General features: G+C 71.5%; 20 protein-coding genes. 10 read left to right on the top strand and 10 right to left on the bottom strand.

Annotated elements, in window-relative coordinates; genetic code table 11:
* The first annotated feature begins 809 nt into the window (after positions 1-809).
* On the top strand, positions 810-1853 hold the full coding sequence (locus BUE41_RS09155) for an SDR family NAD(P)-dependent oxidoreductase (protein WP_234997097.1): 1044 nt from the start codon (positions 810-812) through the stop codon (positions 1851-1853).
* On the opposite strand, the gene BUE41_RS09150 is transcribed toward BUE41_RS09155, so the two are convergent.
* The 5 genes from BUE41_RS09150 to BUE41_RS09130 form a co-directional block, all read right to left on the bottom strand.
* On the bottom strand, positions 1824-3233 hold the full coding sequence (locus tag BUE41_RS09150) for a TRAP transporter large permease (protein ID WP_073456564.1): 1410 nt from the start codon (positions 3231-3233) through the stop codon (positions 1824-1826). The two genes, BUE41_RS09155 and BUE41_RS09150, sit on opposite strands and share 30 nt — an antisense overlap.
* Positions 3223-3897, bottom strand: coding sequence for a TRAP transporter small permease subunit (locus BUE41_RS09145; protein WP_084754644.1), 675 nt, complete (start codon positions 3895-3897; stop codon positions 3223-3225). Before BUE41_RS09145 ends, BUE41_RS09150 begins: the two co-directional genes overlap by 11 nt.
* Entirely contained in the window at positions 3897-5042 is a 1146-nt protein-coding gene (gene dctP, locus BUE41_RS09140) for a TRAP transporter substrate-binding protein DctP (RefSeq protein ID WP_143172054.1), read from the bottom strand. Before dctP ends, BUE41_RS09145 begins: the two co-directional genes overlap by 1 nt.
* Before the next feature lie 672 nt (positions 5043-5714).
* Entirely contained in the window at positions 5715-6872 is a 1158-nt protein-coding gene (locus tag BUE41_RS09135) for a cytochrome P450 (protein ID WP_073456561.1), read from the bottom strand.
* A 37-nt stretch (positions 6873-6909) separates the two neighbouring features.
* Positions 6910-7803 (bottom strand): beta-keto acid cleavage family enzyme, encoded by an 894-nt coding sequence (locus BUE41_RS09130; RefSeq protein ID WP_234997096.1) that lies wholly within the window; start codon positions 7801-7803, stop codon positions 6910-6912.
* A gap of 161 nt (positions 7804-7964) precedes the next feature.
* Between BUE41_RS09130 and BUE41_RS09125 the strand changes: the two genes are divergently transcribed.
* Positions 7965-8387 (top strand): cupin domain-containing protein, encoded by a 423-nt coding sequence (locus BUE41_RS09125; RefSeq protein ID WP_073456560.1) that lies wholly within the window; start codon positions 7965-7967, stop codon positions 8385-8387.
* A 6-nt stretch (positions 8388-8393) separates the two neighbouring features.
* Here BUE41_RS09125 and BUE41_RS09120 read toward each other — a convergent pair whose 3' ends face one another.
* Positions 8394-9197: a sigma 54 modulation/S30EA ribosomal C-terminal domain-containing protein gene (locus BUE41_RS09120; protein WP_084754612.1), complete on the bottom strand. Its 804-nt coding sequence runs from the start codon at positions 9195-9197 to the stop codon at positions 8394-8396.
* Between the two features lie 54 nt (positions 9198-9251).
* Positions 9252-10124, bottom strand: a complete 873-nt coding sequence (locus BUE41_RS09115) for a universal stress protein (RefSeq protein ID WP_073456558.1) — start codon at positions 10122-10124, stop codon at positions 9252-9254.
* 206 nt (positions 10125-10330) lie between these two features.
* Between BUE41_RS09115 and BUE41_RS30700 the strand changes: the two genes are divergently transcribed.
* Complete coding sequence (locus BUE41_RS30700) at positions 10331-10777, top strand: Hsp20/alpha crystallin family protein (protein WP_073456557.1); 447 nt, start codon at positions 10331-10333, stop codon at positions 10775-10777.
* 15 nt (positions 10778-10792) lie between these two features.
* On the opposite strand, the gene BUE41_RS09105 is transcribed toward BUE41_RS30700, so the two are convergent.
* Positions 10793-11017 (bottom strand): DUF1918 domain-containing protein, encoded by a 225-nt coding sequence (locus tag BUE41_RS09105; RefSeq protein WP_159444880.1) that lies wholly within the window; start codon positions 11015-11017, stop codon positions 10793-10795.
* A gap of 240 nt (positions 11018-11257) precedes the next feature.
* Positions 11258-12253 carry a response regulator transcription factor gene (locus BUE41_RS31785; protein ID WP_159444879.1) on the bottom strand — a complete coding sequence of 332 codons (996 nt, stop codon included), beginning with the start codon at positions 12251-12253 and terminating at the stop codon, positions 11258-11260.
* Between the two features lie 314 nt (positions 12254-12567).
* Between BUE41_RS31785 and BUE41_RS09095 the strand changes: the two genes are divergently transcribed.
* A complete protein-coding gene (locus tag BUE41_RS09095; protein WP_073456555.1) occupies positions 12568-13995 on the top strand; it encodes an amidase in 1428 nt (475 codons plus the stop codon).
* A 180-nt stretch (positions 13996-14175) separates the two neighbouring features.
* A complete protein-coding gene (locus tag BUE41_RS09090; protein ID WP_234997113.1) occupies positions 14176-15210 on the top strand; it encodes a class I adenylate-forming enzyme family protein in 1035 nt (344 codons plus the stop codon).
* Between the two features lie 188 nt (positions 15211-15398).
* Here the strand turns inward: BUE41_RS09090 and BUE41_RS09085 are convergent, their stop codons facing one another.
* Positions 15399-15719, bottom strand: coding sequence for a hypothetical protein (locus BUE41_RS09085; RefSeq protein ID WP_073456553.1), 321 nt, complete (start codon positions 15717-15719; stop codon positions 15399-15401).
* Here BUE41_RS09085 and BUE41_RS32860 point away from each other — a divergent pair.
* The 5 genes from BUE41_RS32860 to BUE41_RS09060 are packed head-to-tail and all read left to right on the top strand — an operon-like array spanning position 15712 to position 20426.
* Positions 15712-16044 (top strand): extracellular solute-binding protein, encoded by a 333-nt coding sequence (locus BUE41_RS32860; protein ID WP_084754607.1) that lies wholly within the window; start codon positions 15712-15714, stop codon positions 16042-16044. The genes BUE41_RS09085 and BUE41_RS32860 overlap by 8 nt on opposite strands.
* 7 nt (positions 16045-16051) lie before the next feature.
* The gene (locus tag BUE41_RS09075) at positions 16052-17188 is read left to right on the top strand and encodes an ABC transporter ATP-binding protein (protein WP_073456552.1); all 1137 of its coding nucleotides are present in this window, start codon (positions 16052-16054) and stop codon (positions 17186-17188) included.
* Positions 17185-18078 (top strand): ABC transporter permease, encoded by an 894-nt coding sequence (locus BUE41_RS09070; protein ID WP_073456551.1) that lies wholly within the window; start codon positions 17185-17187, stop codon positions 18076-18078. Before BUE41_RS09075 ends, BUE41_RS09070 begins: the two co-directional genes overlap by 4 nt.
* A gap of 5 nt (positions 18079-18083) precedes the next feature.
* Entirely contained in the window at positions 18084-18881 is a 798-nt protein-coding gene (locus BUE41_RS09065; RefSeq protein WP_143172051.1) for an ABC transporter permease, read from the top strand.
* A gap of 36 nt (positions 18882-18917) precedes the next feature.
* On the top strand, positions 18918-20426 hold the full coding sequence (locus tag BUE41_RS09060) for a long-chain-fatty-acid--CoA ligase (protein ID WP_073456549.1): 1509 nt from the start codon (positions 18918-18920) through the stop codon (positions 20424-20426).
* Positions 20427-20432: the final 6 nt, after the last annotated feature.

Below are 20432 nucleotides of genomic sequence, written 5' to 3'. Positions count from 1 at the left end.
TGCGGGATCGCTCGACGAGAAGGGGATGGGCACATCTACCGGCTCTGCTTTACGACCGACGACATCCTCGGTCAGTACCGACGGCTCGTCGAGTCCGGTGTCCAGCCCGTCAACGGGAACGACGAACCGATCACCGAGGGCGAGCTGGCCAGCAGGCGCGACACGTGCATCTGCTGGAGTCCCCGCGCGGGCGGCGGATCATCTGGCTCTTCCCCCTCCGAGGTTCGGGCAGCTCTCCATCGAGATTCTCGAAGAATAGGCTCTTGCGGAACGTTCACCGCCGGCCGTCGACCGAGGATGTCCCTCGTGGACGACCGGGGCGGGTCCCGCTGAACGGGGGATGGCCGCGCACATCTCGTCCAGGCACAGCTCGGGGCGGGCCCGGCAGGGGCCGGCTTCCTGGTTCTGCGAATCGCCCGAGTCGCATTCACCCCATCGAGTCGGTGACTCAAGCGGCGGTGTGCCCCACGGTGCGAAGGTTGCCTCCGTCGAAAGAGAGGGTGCCGACGATGCCGAGCACACTGCAGGCCGACACATGGATCGAGCGCCGTGAGGTGTCGTCCGTGACTTCCCCACCGGCCGCGCCGACCAGGGCTGGTGGCGAACGCCGCGGCGCTCGTCCGGGGCGACGAGGAGGCCGTGCTCGTCGACATCTTCACGACGACCGACCAGGACGAGCGGCTGATCGACCGTATCCGCGCCCGTGACCGCCGGCTCGTCGCCGTGTACATCACCGCACGACCTCGTGCACGACGCGGAGCCCGGCGAGCGTCATCTCGGCCATCACCACAGCGGTCTGCGATTCAGTCATGGCAAACGTGCAAAGATTCGCTCGTCGCACACCTCGGGCGGGCGCAGCGCGGAGCCATGGGAATGAACGCGAAGGTCTGGGCTCATCACCGGTGCGTCGCGGGGCTTCGGCCGCATCTGGACCCAGGCAGCTCTTGGGCGCGGCGACCTGGTCGTCGCCTCCGCACGCGATCCGCACTCCCTCGACGACCTCGTCGCGATCCACGGCGACGCGCTGTTCCCGCTCCGGCGATCGGGACGCGGTGTTCCACGCGGTGCGCCGGGCCACCGACCGGTCCGGCCGGTTGGACGTCGTGGTCAACAACGCGGGCTACGGGCACTTCGGTGCCGTCGAGGAGCTCACCGAGGCGGAGGTCCGCGCCCAGATGGAGACCAAATTCTTCGGCGCGCTCTGGGTCCTGCAGGCCGCGCTGCTGGTCGTGCGCGAGCAGGGCCACGGGCACCTGGTGAACGTCACGAGCGAGGGCGGTGTCCGGGCCTATCCCGGCGACATGGGCGCTGGAGGGCCTGAGCGAGTCGCCGGCCGAGGAGGTGCGCGACCTGGGGAACCGGGTGACGAACATCGAGCCCGGCCCGTACGCCACGGGTTGGCTGGAGATCGGCTCCCGGCGGAGCGCGCCCGTCGCCGCCTACGACCGGTTCCGGGCCGACACCGACGCCTTCGAGGTCGGGGATCCCGCAGCCACGGTGCCGGCGCTGTTCGCCGTCGTCGACGCGGACGAGCCGCCGCTGCGGGTCTTCTCCGGCACGTCCTTCGAGCCGGTGCGCGCGGAGCACATGGCGCGGATCGCCGAGTGGGGCGCGCCGGCAGGACGTGGCGCTCTCGGCGTTCGGGCCGGTCGCTGCAGCTCACTGACGGTGCAGACGCGAACAGCGGGTCCCGCGATGCGCGATCGCGGAAACCCGCTGTTTCGTGCCCTCACCCGTCGTGCTCGCTGGTCGGCGGGCGCGACGGGAGCATCGGGGGCCTGCTGGTCGGTGTCTCGAGGGGGAGCGCCGACCCGCGCAGAGCGTCAGCCGGTCGTCGAGGCGATCGACGGTAGCCACAGGGTGATGGCGGGCACCGCGAACAGGATCGCCGTGGTGACCATGTCGATCGCGATGAACGGTGTGACACCGCGGAAGGCGTCCTCCGCGCGCAGCCCCGGTGCCGCACCGGCGACCACGTAGCAGTTGATGCCGACCGGCGGGGTGACCAGTCCGATCTCGATCAGCTTGACCACCAGGATGCCGTACCAGATGCCGTCGAACCCGAGTTCGGTGATGACGGGGTAGGTCAGGGGCACGGTGATCAGCAGGATCGACATCCCGTCGAGGATCATGCCCAGCGGGATCAGCGCGAGCAGCAGCGCCGCCACGACCACGTGCGGGCTCACCGGCAGCTCGGTGATCCATGCGGCGAAGTCCCGCGCGTAGCCACCGGAGACGATGAAGAACGAGAAGACCCCGCCGCCGATGAGCAGCAGGAAGATCATCGTGCTGACTTCGGTGGTCTCCTCGAACGCCTGCCGCAGCAGCGGCCACAGGCGCATCCCGCGCCGGCGCACCGCCGTCCAGATGAGCATGAGCAGGGCCGCGAAGGCGGCGACGGCGCCGGACTCGGTGGCGGTGAACAGACCGGTGTAGATGCCCACCACGACGATGAGGAACAGCAGCGTGACCTTCGCGAACGCGCTGGCAGCGCTGCGGCCCGACACGTCGGCGCTGGTCATCGGAGCGTCGTCCGAGCCGGTGGCCACCGCCCCGCCGCCGGTGCCGGCACCACCGCCGCCCACGGCGGCGCGGACCGGCGCCGACACGGCGAACTCGGCCGAGATCTGCGTGCGTGCCCGGACGAACACGACCACGGCGTACATGATCGCGGTGAGGATGCCCGGGATGATGCCGGCGAGCAGCAGCTTCTCGATCGACTCGCCGGTGAGCGTGCCGTAGATGACCAGCACGAGGCTGGGCGGGATGAGGATCCCCAGCGTGCCGCTCGCCGCCACGATGCCCGCCGCGAACGACGAGCGGTAGCCGTGCTGGCGCATCTCGTTGATCGAGATCCGGCCGATCGTGGCCACCGTGGCGGCGCTCGATCCGGTGACGGCGGCGAAGCCCGCGCAAGCCGCGACGGTGGCGATGCCGAGGCCGCCGGGCAGCCGGCGGAACACCCGGGCGGCCGCTCCGTACACGTCCTGCGCGATGCCCGCCGCGACCACGAACATGCCCATGATCACGAACATCGGTATCAGCACGAGGCTGAACGCGGCCGTGTCCGAGAAGGGCTGGTTGGCGAGGGTGTTCGTGGCGTAGCCGGCCGACTTGAGCAGCACCAACCCGATCGCGCCGCTGGTGAGCAGCGCGAAGGCCACCGGCACCTCGGCCGCGATGAGGATCACCAGCAGTGCGATGACCAGGCCGATCAGCAGTTCAGGAGACATCGGCCGCCTTCTTCCGCCGTGCTTCGGTGTCGTCGCTCTCGGTGGGGTCGGACTCGGTGGGGCCAGGCTCGGTGCCGTCACCCGCTGCGGGCGCGGTGGCCGGCGCGCCAGCCCCCGGCGCGCCGCCGGTCCCGGCCTCGCCCGCTGCACCGGACGGCACCGCATGCTCCGGGTCGCCGTGGCGCCGCTGCCACGCGTCCCAGGCCGTGAACAGGCACTGCAGCGCGAGGAGGGTGAGCCCGACGGGCAGGATGAGGCGGGCGGGCCACACCGGGACGTCGGTGATCCCGAACCGGCTCTCCCCGGACTCGAACGAGGTCAAGCCGCGGCGCAGACCCGCCCACGCCGTCCAGAGCAGGAAGCCCGCCGCCACCAGCATCCCGGCGACCCGGATCAGGGCCGCCGGGACCGGCGGGAACTTCGACGTGACCAGGTCGGTGCTCACGTGCGCCCCCGTGCGCTGCGCGTGCGCAGCGCCGAGGGCCACGATGAAGACGAGCAGGACCTCGCTGAGCTCGATCGTGCCGAGCAGTGACCGGCCGAGCAGCTCGCGGGCCGCGACCTCGGCCACCAGCATCAGCAGGAGGACCAGCGTGAGTGCGCCGGAGATCCACGACAGGAACCGGCACACCGCGTCGAGGGCGTGGCGTACGACCGCGATCATCACTGGCTGCGGGCCGCGCAGCGCGCGATCCCGGACTTGTAGTCGGCGTACTTGCCCGTCTTGGCCGCGTCGTAGGTGTTCTTGAACTGCGCGTACATCGCCTCCGGGTCGGCGACGCCGGCCTTGCGGGCCTTCTCCACCCACTCCTTCATCGGGGTGTCACCGATGGCCTCGCGCCAGATCTGCGTCTGCTCGGGGGAGAAGATCGACGCCGAGCCGCCCGACTCCAGGATCTTCGTGCACGCCTCGTCCTCGGTGCGCTCGGCCGCCTTGATGAGCTGGTCGGGGAACTCGGCGTTGAGCTCGTTGATGATCTTCTGCAGCTCGGGGGAGAGGGAGTTCCAGGTCTCGGTCGAGATGACCCACGTCGAGTTGGCGTAGTGGCCCAGACCCGGGTCGTGGATGTGCCCGCCCACCTCGTGCAGGCTCAACGGCGTGATCACGTCGAGGATCAGGCCGCCGTAGGCCTGGACGGTGCCGGTGCGCATCGCCTCGTACGTCTCGGGCACCGGGATGGCCGCCGGGTTGCCCCCGACCGCTTCCAGCGCCTTGACGAAGTAGCCGCTGGCCCGCACCGTCTTGCCGCGGTACCAGTCCACGGTGGTGACCCGCTCCTTCGCGCCGGTGAGCGCGGGCGGCACCCCGATGAACGACAGGACCTTCAGGCCCTGGTTCTCCCACTCCGAGCGGAAGGCCTCGTCGTTGGCGTAGAGGGAGTTGAGGGCCTCCATCTGCGCGCCGATGTTGTCGCCCAGGAAGGGCACCTCGACGATCGAGGTGAGCGGGAAGTCGCTCGGGGTGTAGGCGTAGCTGACGTTGCCGAGCTCGACCCGCCCGTCGCGCACGCCGTCCCGGACCTCCTGGGCGCCCAGCAGGGAGGCGTCCCAGAACGTCTCGACCTTGACCCGGCCCTGCGTCCGCTTCTCCAGCTCGTCGATCCACCACGAGATCGCCTGGCCCTGTGCGGTGGACGGGCTGAGGAAGCTCGCCATCTGCAGCTGGACGACCTCGTCGCCCGAGCCGCCCTCGCCGGCGGAACCGCCGCACGCGGCGGCACTGAGCGCGAGGGCCGTCGCCACGGCCGCGAGCCGGAGCCGGCGCGCCCATCCACTGCGGGTTCCAGCGCCGCGTGTGCGCATCGTCATTGACACTCACCTCTACGTGACAGAGATCGTGAATATAGTTATCACGTTAGCAGCGGCACGGCGGCGCGGAAAGAGACGTGTTCCAACCGTTGCCTCGCAGCGGCCGAGCGACCACCGGTCGACGCCGGCGCACCCCGGGGCTCGATCGCGTCCGGGCTGCTCCGTTGCTGGTGAGCGGGCCGGTGCCAACCACAATCGGCCACTTCGTGCAGACCGGAAACGGGTGCGTCGACGGCCTCCCCCGGTGGTGCGTGGCAAGTGTGGCTGCACCCCGGAGTCCGCCGGGCCGGCGAGCCGTGCACTCCTCGGGCAGGGCCTGGTGAGCGACCGTGCGGACCCGTGCCCCGCACATCCCGGCGACGCTCGAGCGGGGCATCGCGGAAGACGCGTGCACCAGCGGCGACGGCACAGGCGGGTGCGCGGATGCCCACGCCGATCACGTGCGTCCGGATCGGGTGGCGGTCCGATCCGCAGGTGTCGGGCGGCCTCTCGTGAACGGCGTGATCGTGGTCGAGGCCGGCGGGGTCACGGACGTGCGATCGGGCTGCGTCGGCGGCTCACTGACCGGTGGGAAGCGGCGCGGTACTCATCCGGGACTCACGCGCCGACGCGGCTCGCCGTCGGGATCGATGGCCCGACACCCGATCGTGACGGTCCCGGAGCGGGTGTCGGTCACCGGCCCGGCCGGTGCCGCAGCAGCACCGGGTAGCTGTCGTGGCGCCGCTGTGCGCTGGCGGCGAGGACCGGCTCCCGGGTGGGGTCCGGTCGCAAGCCGAGCGCGGCGAGGGTGCGCAGGATCTGCACGTGGACACCGGGTGCGGCGGGGCTCCCGGTGACCACGGCGCGTCCCAGGCACAGATGCGGACCGCTGCCGAAGGTCAGGCCCCACGGGCGAACCCGATTGGGCAGTGGGCGGCCCGGCCGGAACACGTCGGCGTCGGGGCCGAACACGGCCGGATCGCGGTTCGCCGCGGCGAGGTCGACGGCCACGTACTCGCCCTCCCGGATCACCCGGCCGTCGCGCAGCGTCACGTCGGTCAGCGCGCGGCGCAGCAGCGCGACCGTCGGCGGGTACAGGCGCAGTGCCTCGTACACGGCCTCGTGGAGCTGCTCGTCGGTCATGTCCTCGATCGAGCTGCCCATGGCGTGCAGCTCGTGCGCGGTGTGCACCAGCAGGGCGACGTTGTTGAGCGTCGACGCGGCGAGGAACAGCACGACCTCGCGGACAGCGGCGTCCTCGTCCCACTCCTCGCCGTGGGCGGCGAGGAGGGAGAGCAGGTCGGTCGGTGCCTCACCGCGCTCCACGAGCTCGGCCCGCCGCCGCGCGGCGGGGGTGTAGAAGCGGGCGATGACCGCGTCGCGGGCCGCCTCGCCCTCCGCGAGCACGGTGGCGTGGTCCCGTGTGGACCACTCGACGGTCACCGCTTCCAGGATCGGCCCCAGGTGGCGGAGCAGCTCTGCGGTCGCGTCCGGGTCGGTGACGTCGTCGAACCCGATGACGGCGGCCGCGAACTGGAGGAACACCGACCTGCCCAGCGCTACGAGGTCCGCGGCCCACTCATCGCCCGCCGGCTCGACCATCGCGTCGATGCACCGGTCCAGCGTCCGGCTGATCACCGCGTGGTAGTCGGCGAGCGCGCCCCGCGCGACGAGCGGTGCGAGCAGGCGTCTGCGCTGCAGGTGCGGTGGTCCGTCGAGGACGAGGACGGTGTCGCCGATCAGCGGGGCGCTCTCGTGCTTCGACTCCTGTGCGAAGCGGCGCGAGCAGAGGATCTCGTCGGCCTCGGCGTAGCTCGTCACCCGGGCGAGGTCGTGCAGCGGGAGGGTCATCGAGTTCGGTTCTCCGTGGAAGTGGTCGTTCGCGGCCTCAGGCAGGGGGCAGCGCGGGCATGCCGAGCAGCTCGCGCGCCTGCGCGGGGCTCGCCACCGGACGTCCCAGGGTGTCCGCGAGCTGCACGACCCGCTCCACCAGTTCACCGTTGTGCGGGGTGCCGAAGCGGGCGTAGTCGTGATCGCCCAGGCCGATCGAGACGTGCCCGCCCAGCACGATCGCCAGTGCCGCGAGCGGCAGCACGTCGCCGCCGTAGCACATGAGCTGCCACGGCTCACCCGGTGGGATCTCGGCGATCATGGCGTTGAGGGCGTGCACGTTCGTGCCCGCGCTCGACGGCCGGCTGTCGCCGGTGAAGACGAACTCCCACAGCGTCGTGGTGGGGGCGAGGCCCATCTCCCGGTAGCAGAGCGCGGTGCGGATCTGGCCGACGTCCCAGCAGACGGTCGTCACGAAGGTGTCGAGTTCGCGGAACACCCCGAGCACCGCGGCGATGTCGTTGCGGGTGTTGACGTAGACGCCGTCGCCGGGCTCGAACCGCTTCTCCGCGGGCAGCCACGTGTCGATGTTCATCGAGCCGAAGTCGACGGGCACGGCGTCGAAGCGCAGCCGGGGATCGTCGGCCAGTGCGCGCACGTGCTTGACCCGGTCCTCGACGCCGCTCTGGCTGATGTAGCCCAGCGTGGGCTTGGTGATGAGATCGGTGGCCGCGCGGATCCCCGCGTGGGTCTCGCGGTAGAGCTCGACCGAGTTGTCCGGCGCCCCCGTCACGGCGTCGCGGCCGTGCCAGTGGATCATCGCGGCTCCGGCGTCGTGGCTGCGCTCGGCTTCCCGGACGATCTCCTCGGCCGAGTACGGCAGGTGCGGGTTGGCTCCCCGCATCGTCGACTCGTTGCACCGGACCTCGATGATCAGCGGGTTGTCCTGCACGTTCTGTGCCCTCCTCGCCTGTCCGCCCCGCTGCGGCGGGGCCGGGAGCTGTTGCCGCTCGGTCGAATCGCTGATAACAATATGCCTTGTCGTCGTGATCCAGACCATAGCTGCCACCGGACGCGGCGGCGGCACAGTGCCGTGCACCATGAGGAGGGCTCGTGGCCGAGAACCCGCTGGGACAGATGCAGGTGATCCACGTCGACGACCAACCGTGGGTCGACTACGAGGACGAGACCGGGTTCATCCCGCAGGGGGCGGCGGTGAAGCCGCTGATCGACCCGGAGACCGGGCACACGTTCATGCTCACCCGGTTCGCGCCCAACTACCGAGCGCCCTCGCACTGGCACCCGTCGGACACCATCTACATCATCACCCAGGGCGAGTTCTCCGTGGAGGGCGAAGGCACCTACCGCCCCGGCGACGTCCGGTGGGTGAAGGGCGGCACCGCCTACGGCTCGGAGTCGGCCGGGCCGGACGGCTGCGAGTTCTACATCGTCAGCATGGGCCCGTTCGACGTGCACGATCCCGAGAAGGTCCCGCCGCCGAACGGCGACTGGCGCTCGGTGAAGGGCGTCCAGTAGGGCTGCTCATCCTCCGTCGTCCGCGGGCGTGATCAGCCCGTAGTGGCCGTCGTAGCGGTGGTAGAGCACCGCGCCCCGGCCGCGCTCGCGGTCGACGTAGAAGAGGAACGGGTAATCGAACGCCGCCATCCGCTGGACGGCTTCGTCCGCCGACAGCACCGGAGCCGGTGTCTCGCTGACGGTCACCGGTGCGGCGTGCGTGGCCAGGGCGTCGGGGCGAGGCTGCACCTGGGCGAGGCGGTAGTCGCCGGATCCGGTTCGGTAGAGCACGCTGTCCTGCTCGGTCCCCAGCTCCGTGAACAGGTGGAAGTCGTAGTCCATGGCTTCCATGTCGAACACGGCCTCGTCGACGGTGCACGTGTCGAGCGTGAACGTCTTGCGGCGGATGATCCGGCGCTCCTCGGGCGGACGGGGGAAGTACGGCGGGCGTCGGGTCGGCGGGTCGCCGTGGCGCCATTCGTGCACCTCGCCGGGCGGACGACCGCCTGCGGGCAGGGCGCCGCGGCCCCGGCGGTCCTCCCAGTGTCCGACGGCGCGGCGCAGGCGGTGCTGCAGCTGGTTGCGGAGGCGGTCCTTGAGGAGGTCGAGGGCCTCGCGGTCGGTCCGGGCACGCACCTGAGATCGGACGGGCCGGCCGTTGACGTCCAGGTTGGCCTGGGCGACGACCGGGAGGTCGACGGCCGGGTCGTCGTGGTGCGTGATGCGGACCCGGGCGTGCAGCACCGGGCCGCGGGCGAAGCGGAGGGCTGCGCCGATCCGTTCCTTGGCGTATTCCTCGACATCGGCGGGGCAGTCTCCGGACACGTGCACGTCGATCGGTGCAGGTGCCGCGCTCGATTTGCGCACTTGGGTCTCCAGAGGGTTTCAGACGACGAGCAGAACGGGGCAGGGCGCGTAGTACAGAACGGCGTGGCAGACCGATCCCAGCGGCATGTCCGCGGTCTTTCCGCGGCCGTGCCGGCCGACCACCAGCAGCGCTGCGTCTTCCGCCCGGTCCAGCAGCGCGCTCGCCGGGCGATCGACGGTGACGACCTCCTCGACCGGCACGTGCGGGTTGCGGACCCGCGCGTCCGCGAGCTGCTCGGCGAGCACCGCCCGGGCTTCCCGGCGCGCCGCGTCCGGGTCCGCGCCGTCGCCGAGCGCCGCCAGCGGAAGGTCGCACCACGCGTGGACCGCGACGACGCGCTTGCCGCGCCGGGCCGCGTAGCGGAAGCCGACGTCGATGACGCGGCGGCCGACCGCCGAGCCGTCGATCCCGATGACGACGTCGCGGGGAGTCTCCGCCGGGTCGAGGTTGCGGATCACGGCGACCGGCGTGGTGACCCGGCGGGTGAGCTCGGCGGCGCTGGAGCCAAGCAGCACGCGCCGGCTGGCGGTCTGCCCCGAGGCGCCGAGGACGAGCAGAGAGGCTCCCTCGGCGGAGCCGGCCAGCAGGTCGACCGCACTCCCCGTCAGGACGTCCCCGCCCACGTCGACGCCGGGCATCGACCGGCGGATCTGCTCGATCCCGGTCGAGACGAGCTGCGCTGCCGCTTCCCGTGCCCGGTCGCCGTCCCGAAGCGCTGCGGGGAGGTTCAGCCCGTCCAGTTCGGGAAGGGGCCACCGCAGCACGTGGACCAGGCGCAGTGGTCGACGGCTGAGTGCGGCCTCCGTGGCGGCCCAGGATGCTGCCGTCCGGGCCGACCGGGAGCCGTCGTAGGCGACGAGGATCGGCTTCTGCGGCGACGACGGGTGCATGCCGGAACCATCTCCGGCTCGCGGCGCGACGGGTACGAGCGCAAGTCCCGGCTCAGGGCCGTCGGAGGTCCCTCACCTCGCGGGCGGGTCGTTGTCCTGCCTGGTCGGTGGGCTCTCCGGGCGATTGCCGGGGGACGGAAGACCCTGCCCGCCGACCCGGGCCCGGTGCAGCCTCGACAGCGGAAACTGCGATCCGAGGAGGACGGATGATCCCCATCTCGCGCCGCGAACGGACCGTTCCGGTCACCACCGGGCGTGGTCGTCGCCTGCTGGATCGCCTGCGCCGGCGGCGGCCGACGGGCTCCCTGAGGGACTGGCTCATCCGCGTGGACGAGTTCCGCGACGGCGACGCCCTGGTGATCAAGGCGGAGATCCCCGGGATCGATCCTGCGAAGGACGTCCGGATCACCGTGGCGGACGGGATCCTGCGCATCAAGGCGGAGCGCAGGCTGGAGTCGAACCGGGAGCGCGCCGGTTACACCCGCCGCGAGCTGCGCTACGGGAGCATGATGCGTGCGCTGCGGCTGCCGGAGAACGTCGCCGAGGACGACATCTCGGCGTCCTACAAGCACGGGATCCTCGAGATCCGCGTGCCGGTGGCGCCCGCGCCGCAGCCGTCCGAGCCGGTCACCATCCCGGTGACCGCGGCGTGATGGACGGGGCCTGGGTCAGCCTCCGTCGGAGGCGCGCTCCACCTGGGCGTCAGGGCCGGGGAAGTACAGGGTTTCCTGCCCTTCCTGCCAGCGGACGCGGTAGTGCTTGCGCCCCCCGTCCTCGATGACCTCGAGGACCTTCGCCTGCCGGCTGTGGGCGTGGATGGCGGAGCCTGCGGCGTAGACGGGGCCCGGGACGTAGATGTAGTCGCCCACGTCGGCGTCCACGGTGGCGTCCACCTCGTCGTCCCTCCTCTCGTCGCCACGGACCATCGTTCTGCGCTGATCGACGGCTCGTCCAGGGACCTTCGTCCTGTGTGGTCGGTCTCAGCTGTGGAACAGGACGCTGCGGCAGGCGAGGTGCAGCGCGAGCCGCTCGTCGGGGTCGGTGAGGATTCCGACGCGGCACGCGGAACGAGCGCGTACTCGTCGAACCCGGTGCGTACGGTGCAGCGTGGTGCGCGCTCGTGCGCTTCGCATCTACAAGCCGAGCTTGATCACTCCCTCTTCCACGGCGTACGACGCCAGGGCTGAGCGGTTCGCTCGGCCGGTCTTGAGCAGGAGGTGCTCGACGTGCCGGCCGATCGTCCGCGGGCTGATGTGCAACCTCGCGCCGATCTCCCGGTTGGACATGCCGCGCGAGATCAGGGTGAGGACCTCGAGCTCGCGTTCGGTGATGCCGTGCGGGAGCGCCGCGTGGCGGATCATCAGCACCACGTGTGAGCTGTTCATCGGCGGGATGTCCGGCAGGCGGACGATGTGCACGCGCTCCCAGGTCTCGCCTTCGCGGCGAGCGCCGTATCCGACCAGCGATGAATTGCTGCTCGCCAGGAGTCTGCGGCATGCCGAGATCGTGACGGCGGACGGTTCGATCGGGGTGTCGCCCGGCCCGGCAGGAATGACGTTCCCGTTGCTGTCGACCATGTAGGCCGCCGCGTTGGATTCGAGCATCCTGGTCAGCCAGGTCGAGTTGCGGCTGACGTCCACCAGTCTGCCCAGTACGGGCGCAACGAGCTCCAGTCCGCGCCGGGCGAGGCAGTCCGCGGCGCGCGCTTCGCCGAAGCTCATGGTCATCAGTCCGGTGATGCGTCCGCGTTCGCCGCCGGAGCGGAGGACGAGGGTGAAACCTTCGCGATAACCTGCGTCGGCGAGGAACTCCCGATAAACCCGGGTCTGGTAGAAGCTGGGGCCGACGTCCTGCATCCGAATCGGTTTGCGCCGGGCCCGGGCGACGTCGTAGCTGTGGCAGGAGAGGTACTCGCGATTGATGAACCGGAGCAACGGTTCTTCGTACCCCTTGTTGGTCAGTGGCTGGTGCTGTCCGGTCAAGGGATCGCGGATCGAGATCATCGCCGCGTCGAAGGATGCGATTCGACGCAGCGGTTCCCAGATGCTCGCCGGGTCGGCCGCCTGCCGCACCGCGTCCGCGACGATCGATCCCACCTCGGCGATCGCGGCGACCGTCGACGCCTTCACCAGCACCTCCCGTGGCCTGTTCCGCAGCTGATCAGGGTCGCGTCCTCGCTGGTGCAGAGCTCCAGGGGCCTGGGGTGCACCGAGTGCATGGTGGGGGTCCTCGCAGGCATCTTCAAGGGCCCCTCCTGGGAGCTGCGGAGAGAGCGTCGGACGCACCGCCCGATGCCCGGGCCGCGGCGATCGGCCGCTGCCCGTGGCCACGCGGCGGCCCCCTTTCGGGGTGGGTCGATCGACCGATGCCGGGGCGGGCAGCCGCTGGCTACGGTCCTCGCCACCAGGCCCGAGATCTCCGCCTCCACAAGGATGGAAACGCGATGGAGTACACAGATTCCGACCTCTGCTACATCACCGCGACGGAAGCGCTCTCCGCATTCCGTGCGCGCACTCTGTCGCCGGTCGAGCTGATGCAGGCGTTGATCAAGCGCACGGAGGAAGTGGGCGAGCGGCTGAACTGCTTGACCTACAACTACTTCGAGCGCGCGCTCGAGCAGGCCCGAGAGGCCGAATCGGTGTACGCGCGGAACCCGGACGAGACTCGTCCGCTCGAGGGCGTGCCCTGCGCCATCAAGGACTACCACCCGGTCGCGGGTGAGATCACGACCTACGGTTCGAAGGCGTTCGCGGACTTCCGCCCCGAACGATCTGCACCGACGGTCGAGCGGTTGTCCGAGGCAGGCGCGATCATCCACTGCCGGACGACCACCCCGGAGCACGGGCACGCCGCGGTCACCCGGAGCCTGCTGTGGGGGATCACGCGCAATCCGTGGAACACCGAGTTCAGTCCGGGTGGGTCCTCCGGCGGCGCGGGGGCGGCGCTCGCAGCCGGGATGACGACGATCGCGGACGGCACGGACGGTGGTGGCTCGATCAGGATCCCGGCCTCCGCGTGCGGCATCTTCGGCTACAAGCCGCCGTTCGGTCGCAACCCGCTCGACCGCGAGCACCCGAGTGAGATGGTGCTCCACTACGGACCCATGACCCGCAGCGTCGCGGACGCGGCCCTGATGCAGAACGTCATGTCCGGCCAGCACCCCGCCGACATCCACTCGCTGCGGGACAAGATCACTCTGCCGACCGAGTTCGAACCGCTCTCCGGTCGCCGGATCGCGTTGTCCATGGACCTCGGATACGTCGAGATCTCCGAGGAAGTCCAGCAGAACACCCGGCGAGCCGCCGCGGTCTTCGAGACGCTCGGCTGCACCGTTGACGAGGTCGACCTGGGCTGGGACTACGGCGTGCTGGATGCCTGGCTGGTCAACTGGGAGGGCCTGTTCTGGGCGCTCGCCGGCGATCAGCTCCCGCGGTGGCGCTTCGAGATGGACCCGTTCGTCGTCAAGCTCATCGAACGCGGATCCACCCACACTGTGGACCGCTTCTACGGAGTCCACCGCGTCCGGTACCAGATGTACCAGAAGATCGGGAAGGTCTTCGAGGACTACGACCTGGTCCTGTGCCCCACGTTGGCCGTGCCCTCGGTCGCGGCCTGCCACGACAACGAGGACAAGACCTTCACGATCAACGGCAAGCACGTCGATCCCTACCTCGGTTGGGTGCTGACCTACCCGTTCAACCTGGTCAGTCCGCTGCCGGTCGCCTCGGTGCCGACCGGGTTCTCCCCGACGAGCGGGGTGCCGACCGGGATGCAGATCATCGGGCCCGCCTTCGACGATCTCTCGGTGTTCACGGCAGCCGCGGCCTACGAGGGAGCAGCGCCCTGGCGCCAGCACCGGCCGACTCTCTAGCGGCGGAGCGGCAGCAGCCGCACTGGACTCCAGCATCGGGGAGCGCATTCGACGCGGACCCCGCAACACGACCCGTGGTACCCAGCCCGTCGAGTCCGTCGACGGGCTGGGTACCGACTCGGGGTCGGTGACGATCCGTCTCTCGTGAGGTGCTGAGGCGCCCGTGCCGAGTACGCGCTTCTGCTCAGCCGGCGCCTCGCTCGTACCTGTCGTTACCCTGACGGCACGACGGGCAGGCCCAAAGGCGCCGCCCTCACGCACCGTCAGTTCCTCGCCGGAACGTACTACCTGATGTGCGGCATCGGCATCACCGCGGACGAGCGGATCCTGCAGTGCGTGCCGCAGTTCCATGCAGGGGGCGCCATCTACCAGTTCGCGCACCTGCTCGCCGGCGCCACCGTGGTGCTCCCGCCGCGGTTCGACCCGGACACGGTGGAACAGCTGGCGGAACGGCATCGGGCGACCGCGCTCGGGGTCGTGCCGACGATGATGCACGCGCTGAACGACGCGGGCAGCACGTTCCCCGGGGTCCGCCGGGTCATGTACGGCGGCTCGCCGATCGACCCGGGCGTGCTGATCCGGATGATGGACCGCTGTCCGGCCGACTACGTGCAGACGTACGGGCAGACCGAGGCTGGGGTCATCGTGACGGTGCTCGGGGCGGAGGCGCACCGGCGCGCGGTCGTCGACCGGAACGAGGAACTGCTGCGGTCGTGCGGGCGCCCGCTGCTCGGGTACGAAGTCCGCCTGGGCGAGGTCAACGGTGACGGCGTCGGCGAGATACTCGTGCGTTCCGACTCCGTCATGCGTGAGTACTGGCGGCGGCCGGACGCCACGGCGGAGACGCTCGCCGACGGCTGGCTGCACACCGGTGACATCGGCCGCTGGGACGGCGACGGCTTCCTCTACCTGGTGGACCGGAAGAGCGCCCTGATCATCTCCGGCGGCGAGAACGTCTACCCGCTGGAGGTCGAACGCGCCCTGTGCGCTCATCCCGACATCGTCGACGCCGCGGTCGTCGGTGTCGTCGACGAACGGTGGGGACAGAGGGTGAAGGCGTACCTCGTGGCCCCCGGCAGGCGGCCGGACATCGACGAGCTCAAGGACTTCTGCCGAGGGCGGATCGCCGGGTTCAAGATCCCGAGAGTGATCGAGTACGTCGCCCAGCTGCCCCGCAACGCCTCCGGGAAGGTCACCAAGCACAAGTTGTCGTGAGCTCGGAGACTCGACCGGACGGGCTGGTGCGACGAGTCGTGGTCGCGGGATGGGGGCCTCTCGGCGCTGTGGTGGCTGGGCCCGCCTACATCGCGCCAGGCGCGTGCTCGATCCCTCGACTGCCGGGAACGCCCCGGCGGGGTGGGCCGGGGAATCGGCTCCCACCCCGCCCAGGTGCGGTGCCGCGATCAGCGGGTGAGGCCCGCCTCGTCGAGCAGCGTCCACACGGCCGACGGCGACATCGGCAGCGCGGTCAGGCGGTCGGCGATCTCCGGGACGGCTGCGGCCACGGCGTTGGCGATGGCCGCCGGGGGCGGGATGATGCCGCTCTCGCCGAGCCCCTGGAACCCGCCCGGGATCAGCTCGCTCGGCGTCTCGAGGTGCTCCTGCGCGACGTCAGGCACGTCCTCGGACAGGGGCAGCAGGTAGTCGAGGTAGGTCGCGGTGATGGGCTGGCCGTACGGGGAGTAGGCGACCTGCTCCAGGAGGGCCGCCACCCGCATCGGCATCGCGCAGAAGTCGGGCCTGCCGCTCGCGGCCGTCTACCCGCGCGAGGGCACCCCGGCGTTCCGCATCCAGGCGGCGATCCCGCAGGGCGCGCCGAACCCGGACGGTGCGGCGAAGTTCATCGACTTCCTGCTGCAGCCCGAGCAGCAGCGGCTGCAGGCCGAGACCCAGTTCTACGCGCCCGTGCACCCCGGCACGCAGCTCCCGCCGGAGGTCGCCGCGCTCGTGCCTGCCGATCTCGGCCGGCTCGTCACGCCGGACAACGCCGCGCTGCTCGCCGTGCACGACCGGGTCGCCGAGCGCTTCGCGGCGATCGTGTCGGGGTGAACCGCCGATGGCCGAGCTGACCGTCACCGACGTCCGCGTGCGCTACGGCGACGTCCTCGCCGTCGACGGCGTGAGCTTCCACCTGGCCAGCGGCACCACCCTCGCACTGCTCGGCCCGTCCGGCTGCGGAAAGTCCACGCTGCTCGGCAGCATCGCCGGGTTCGTGGGCATCGAGTCGGGGACGATCGCGCTCGGCGGGCGGGACGTCGCGGACCTGCCCGTGCGCAAGCGCGGGCTGTCGATGGTGTTCCAGACCCACGCCCTGTTCCCCCACCTGTCCGTGCTGGAGAACGTGCTGTTCGGGCTGCGGGCCCGGCGCAGGCGCGGCCGGCTCACCCCGGCCGACCGGCAGGCCGCGGCGGCCGCGCTCGCGCTGGTGCGCCTGACCGAGTACCGCGACCGCTACCCGGAGGAGCTGTCCGGCGGGCAGCGCCAGCGGGTGGCGCTGGCCAGGGCGCTGGTGGTGCAGCCCGCGGTGCTGCTGCTCGACGAGCCGCTGAGCAGCCTCGACGCGAAGCTGCGCGCCGAGATGCGCATCGAGCTGCGCGAGCTGCAGGCGGCCACGGGCGTGACGATGGTCTACGTCACCCACGACAAGGACGAGGCGTTCGCCCTCGGCGACCTGGTCGGGGTGATGAATCGGGGGAAACTGGTGCAGCTCGGCCCGCCGGAGCAGGTCTGCCGCGAGCCGCGGGACCCGTTCGTGGCGAGCTTCCTCACCGACGCGAACCTGCTGCCCGGCCGGGTCCGCGAGACCGGGCCGGACGGCTGCACGGTCGTGCTCACCGCGCCGGCGCCGGAGGGGGCGGTCGTGGGGTGCCGCAACCCGCACGGCCTGCCGTCCGACGCGCCCGTGCTGGTGGCCGTCCGGCCCCGCGCCGTGCGTGTCGGCACCGGCGGCCGGGTCCCGGCCCGGATCCGCTTCTCCCAGTTCATGGGCGACAGCACGCACGTCGTCGCGGAGGCAGGCGGCTGCGACGTCCTCGCCGAGCTGGACCCCGTGCCCGTCCCGGTCGGCGGGGCGGTCACGCTGGACTGGGCCGACGACGACGCGGTCGCGCTGCCGCCGGGCGACTCACCGGAGTCCGCCACCCGCCGGGCCGCAGGGCGGCCCGGCGCCGCGGCCGTGGCGGTGCCGTCGTGAGCGCGCCGGAACCACGGCGGTCCGGGGCCGTCGGCCTGCTCGCCGCGCCCGTCGCCGTGCTGGGCGCGATGCTGGTCGTGCCGCTGCTGGTGATCGTGGCGAACTCGCTGGTGCACGGCGCACCCGGAGTGGTCGGCGGCTGGCCGCCCACGCTCGCGGTCTACGCCGACGTGCTCGGCGATCCCCGGGTGCTCGCCGTGCTCGGCCGCACCCTCGTGATCGCCGCGATCGCCACCGCGTGCGCCGTGCTGGTCGCCTACCCGATCGCGATGGTGATCGTGACCGCGCGGTCGCGGGCGGTGCGCGCGTTCTGCACGATCGCCGCGCTCACCCCGTTGCTGGTCAGCGTCGTGCTGCGGACGTTCGGCTGGCAGGTGCTGCTCGGTGCGGGCGGTCCGGTCGCCGCTGTGCTGACCGCGCTGTACGGACCGCGTCGGCTGCTCGGGCTGATCGGCACCGACGTCGCGACGGTCATCGGGCTGACCCACATGCTCGTGCCGTTCGTTCTGCTCGGGCTGCTGCCGGCGCTCGACCGGATCGATCCCAACGTCCTGCGCGCGGCCGACACGCTCGGCGCGTCCCGGGTGCGGATCTTCTGGCGGGTCGTCGTGCCGCTGTCGCGGCCCGGGCTGGTCGCCGGCGCGATGATCGGCTTCGCGCTCGGCTGCACCGCGTACGTGACGCCCGCGCTGCTCGGCGGGCAGGCGAACCCGGTGTTCGCCGCGCTGGTCTACGAGCGCAACTTCGTGGCGTTCGACTGGAACACCGGCGCCGCGCTCTCCGTCGTGCTGCTGGCCGTCGTCGTGCTGTCCGGCGTGGTGATCGGCCGGTTCGCCCGGTGGCCGCGGCGCACGCGGCAGCGGCGGCCCGTCGGCGCGGGGACGGGGTGAACGCGATGGGCACCGGACGGACGACGCAGGTGCTGGCCGGGGTCGGCCTGCTGTTCCTGCTGCTGCCGCTCGCCGTGGTGGTCCTGGCGTCGTTCGGGGCTACCGACTACGTGGCGTTCCCGCCGCAGGGCTGGTCGCTGCACGCCTACGCCGATGCGCTCGACCACACCGAGTTCCGTGACTCGCTCGTGCTCAGCCTGCAGCTCGCGGTGCTCGTGGCGGTCGTGTCCACGGCGCTGGGCACGCTGGCGGCGCTCGGGTTGCGGATACTGCGCACCCGTGCCGCGCTGCGCCTGGAAGCGCTGTTCCTCGCCCCGCTGGCCGTGCCGCACCTCGTGCTCGGCGTCGCGATCCTGCAGGTGATCGGCCTGCTCGGGCTCGGGGTGTCGCTGCCGGTGCTGGTCGCGGGGCACCTGGTGATCTGCCTGCCGTACGCCACGCGGCTGGTGATCGCCGCGCTGGCGACGATCGATCCCAACGCCGAGCGGGCGGCGGCCGTGCTCGGGGCGTCGCCCTGGTACGTGGTGCGGCACGTGACGCTGCCGCACGCGCGCCCGGCGATCGTCGCGTCGCTGTTCATCACGGCCACGGTCTCGTTCGACGACGTCGGGATCGCGCTGTTCCTGGCCAACGCCGACACCCAGACGCTGCCGGTGCGGATCTTCCACTACGTCGAGTACCACTTCGCGCCGTTCATCGCGGCGCTGGGCGCGGTGCTGATCGTCGTGCCGGTCGTGGCGGCGGTGGCCGTCGAGCGGTGGTTCGGGCTAGGGCGCCTGTTCGGCCTGACCACCCGCCGCTGACCGAGGAACGGAACGTCTTTCGAGAACGGAGCATCGATGGGGACGAACCTGGCGGTCCTGCTCTCGGACGGTGCTCGACGCGCACCCGACGCGGTCGCGCTGATCGCCGGCGGCGCCCGGGTGACCTACCGGGAGCTCGACGACCGGGCCGCCCGCCTCGCCGCCCAGCTGCGGGCCTGCGGGGTCGAACCGGGCGACCGGGTGGGCGTGCTGCTGCCGAACGTCGTCGAGTTCGCGGTCGCCTACTACGGGGTGCTGCGCGCGGGCGCGGTCGTCGTCCCGATGAACCCGCTGCTGACCGCCCGCGAGGTCGAGTACCACCTGCACGACAGCGGCGCCGCAGCGCTCGTCGTGCTGCGGGCGGCCGACAGCGCCGCTGTCGACGGGGCGCGGCAGGCCGGCGTCGGCGCGGTGGTGGCGCTCGCCGATGACGCGCTGCCCGTGGACGGCCTCGACGTCGCCCAGCGGGAACCCACCGACACCGCGGTGATCCTCTACACCTCCGGCACCACAGGGCGGCCGAAGGGCGCGCAGCTCACCCACTCCAACCTGATGTGGAACGCCCAGGTGGCGGCCGACCTGTTCGCCCTCCAACGGACCGACGTGCTGCTCGGCGCGCTGCCGCTGTTCCACGCGTTCGGCCAGACCTGCGCGCTCAACGCCGCGCTGCGCCGCGGAGCCGCGGTCGCGCTCGTGCCCCGATTCGACGCGGCCGAGGTGCTCGACCTGGTCCAGCGGGAGTCGGTCACCGTCTTCCTCGGGGTGCCCACGATGTACGTCGCCCTGCTCGCGGCGGCGCAGGACCGGGCCGAGGCGCTCGCGACGCTGCGGCTGTGCGTGTCCGGCGGCGCGGCGCTGCCCGTCGAGGTGCTGCGGGCGTTCGAGGAGAAGTTCGGCGCCCGCGTGCTGGAGGGGTACGGCCTGTCGGAGACCTCGCCCGTCGCCTCGTTCAACCACATGGACCGGCCCAGCCAGCCGGGCTCGATCGGCACGGCCGTGTGGGGCACCGAGATGCGGATCGCCGACGACGCCGGCCGCACCCTCCCCGTCGGCGAGGTGGGCGAGATCCTCATCCGCGGTCACCACGTCATGGCCGGGTACTGGAACCGCCCGGACGCGACGGCGGCCGCGATCGACCCGGACGGCTGGTTGCGCACCGGCGACCTCGCCCGCATGGACGAGGACGGCTACTTCTTCATCGTCGACCGCAAGAAGGACCTGATCATCCGCGGCGGCTACAACGTCTATCCGCGCGAGGTCGAGGAGGTCGTCTACGCCCACCCCGACGTCCTGGAGGCCGCGGTGTTCGGCGTGCCCGACGAGCGGCTCGGCGAGGAGGTCGCCGCCGCCGTCGTCGCGAAGGAGGGCGCGACGATCGATCTCGCCGAGCTGCAGGCGTGGATCCGCGAGCGCGTGGCGCCGTACAAGTACCCGCGCCGGCTCGCGCTGCTCGACGCCTTGCCGAAGGGGCCGTCGGGGAAGATCCTCAAGCGGGAGATCGACCGGAGCGCGTTGGTCGAGCCGGCTCGGGCGAAGTCCGGGTGAGGCCGG

Source organism: Pseudonocardia thermophila, assembly GCF_900142365.1.
GTDB lineage: Bacteria > Actinomycetota > Actinomycetes > Mycobacteriales > Pseudonocardiaceae > Pseudonocardia > Pseudonocardia thermophila.
Note: the sequence above shows the minus strand (reverse complement) of the source record. Positions and strands in the feature narration are given on the sequence as shown.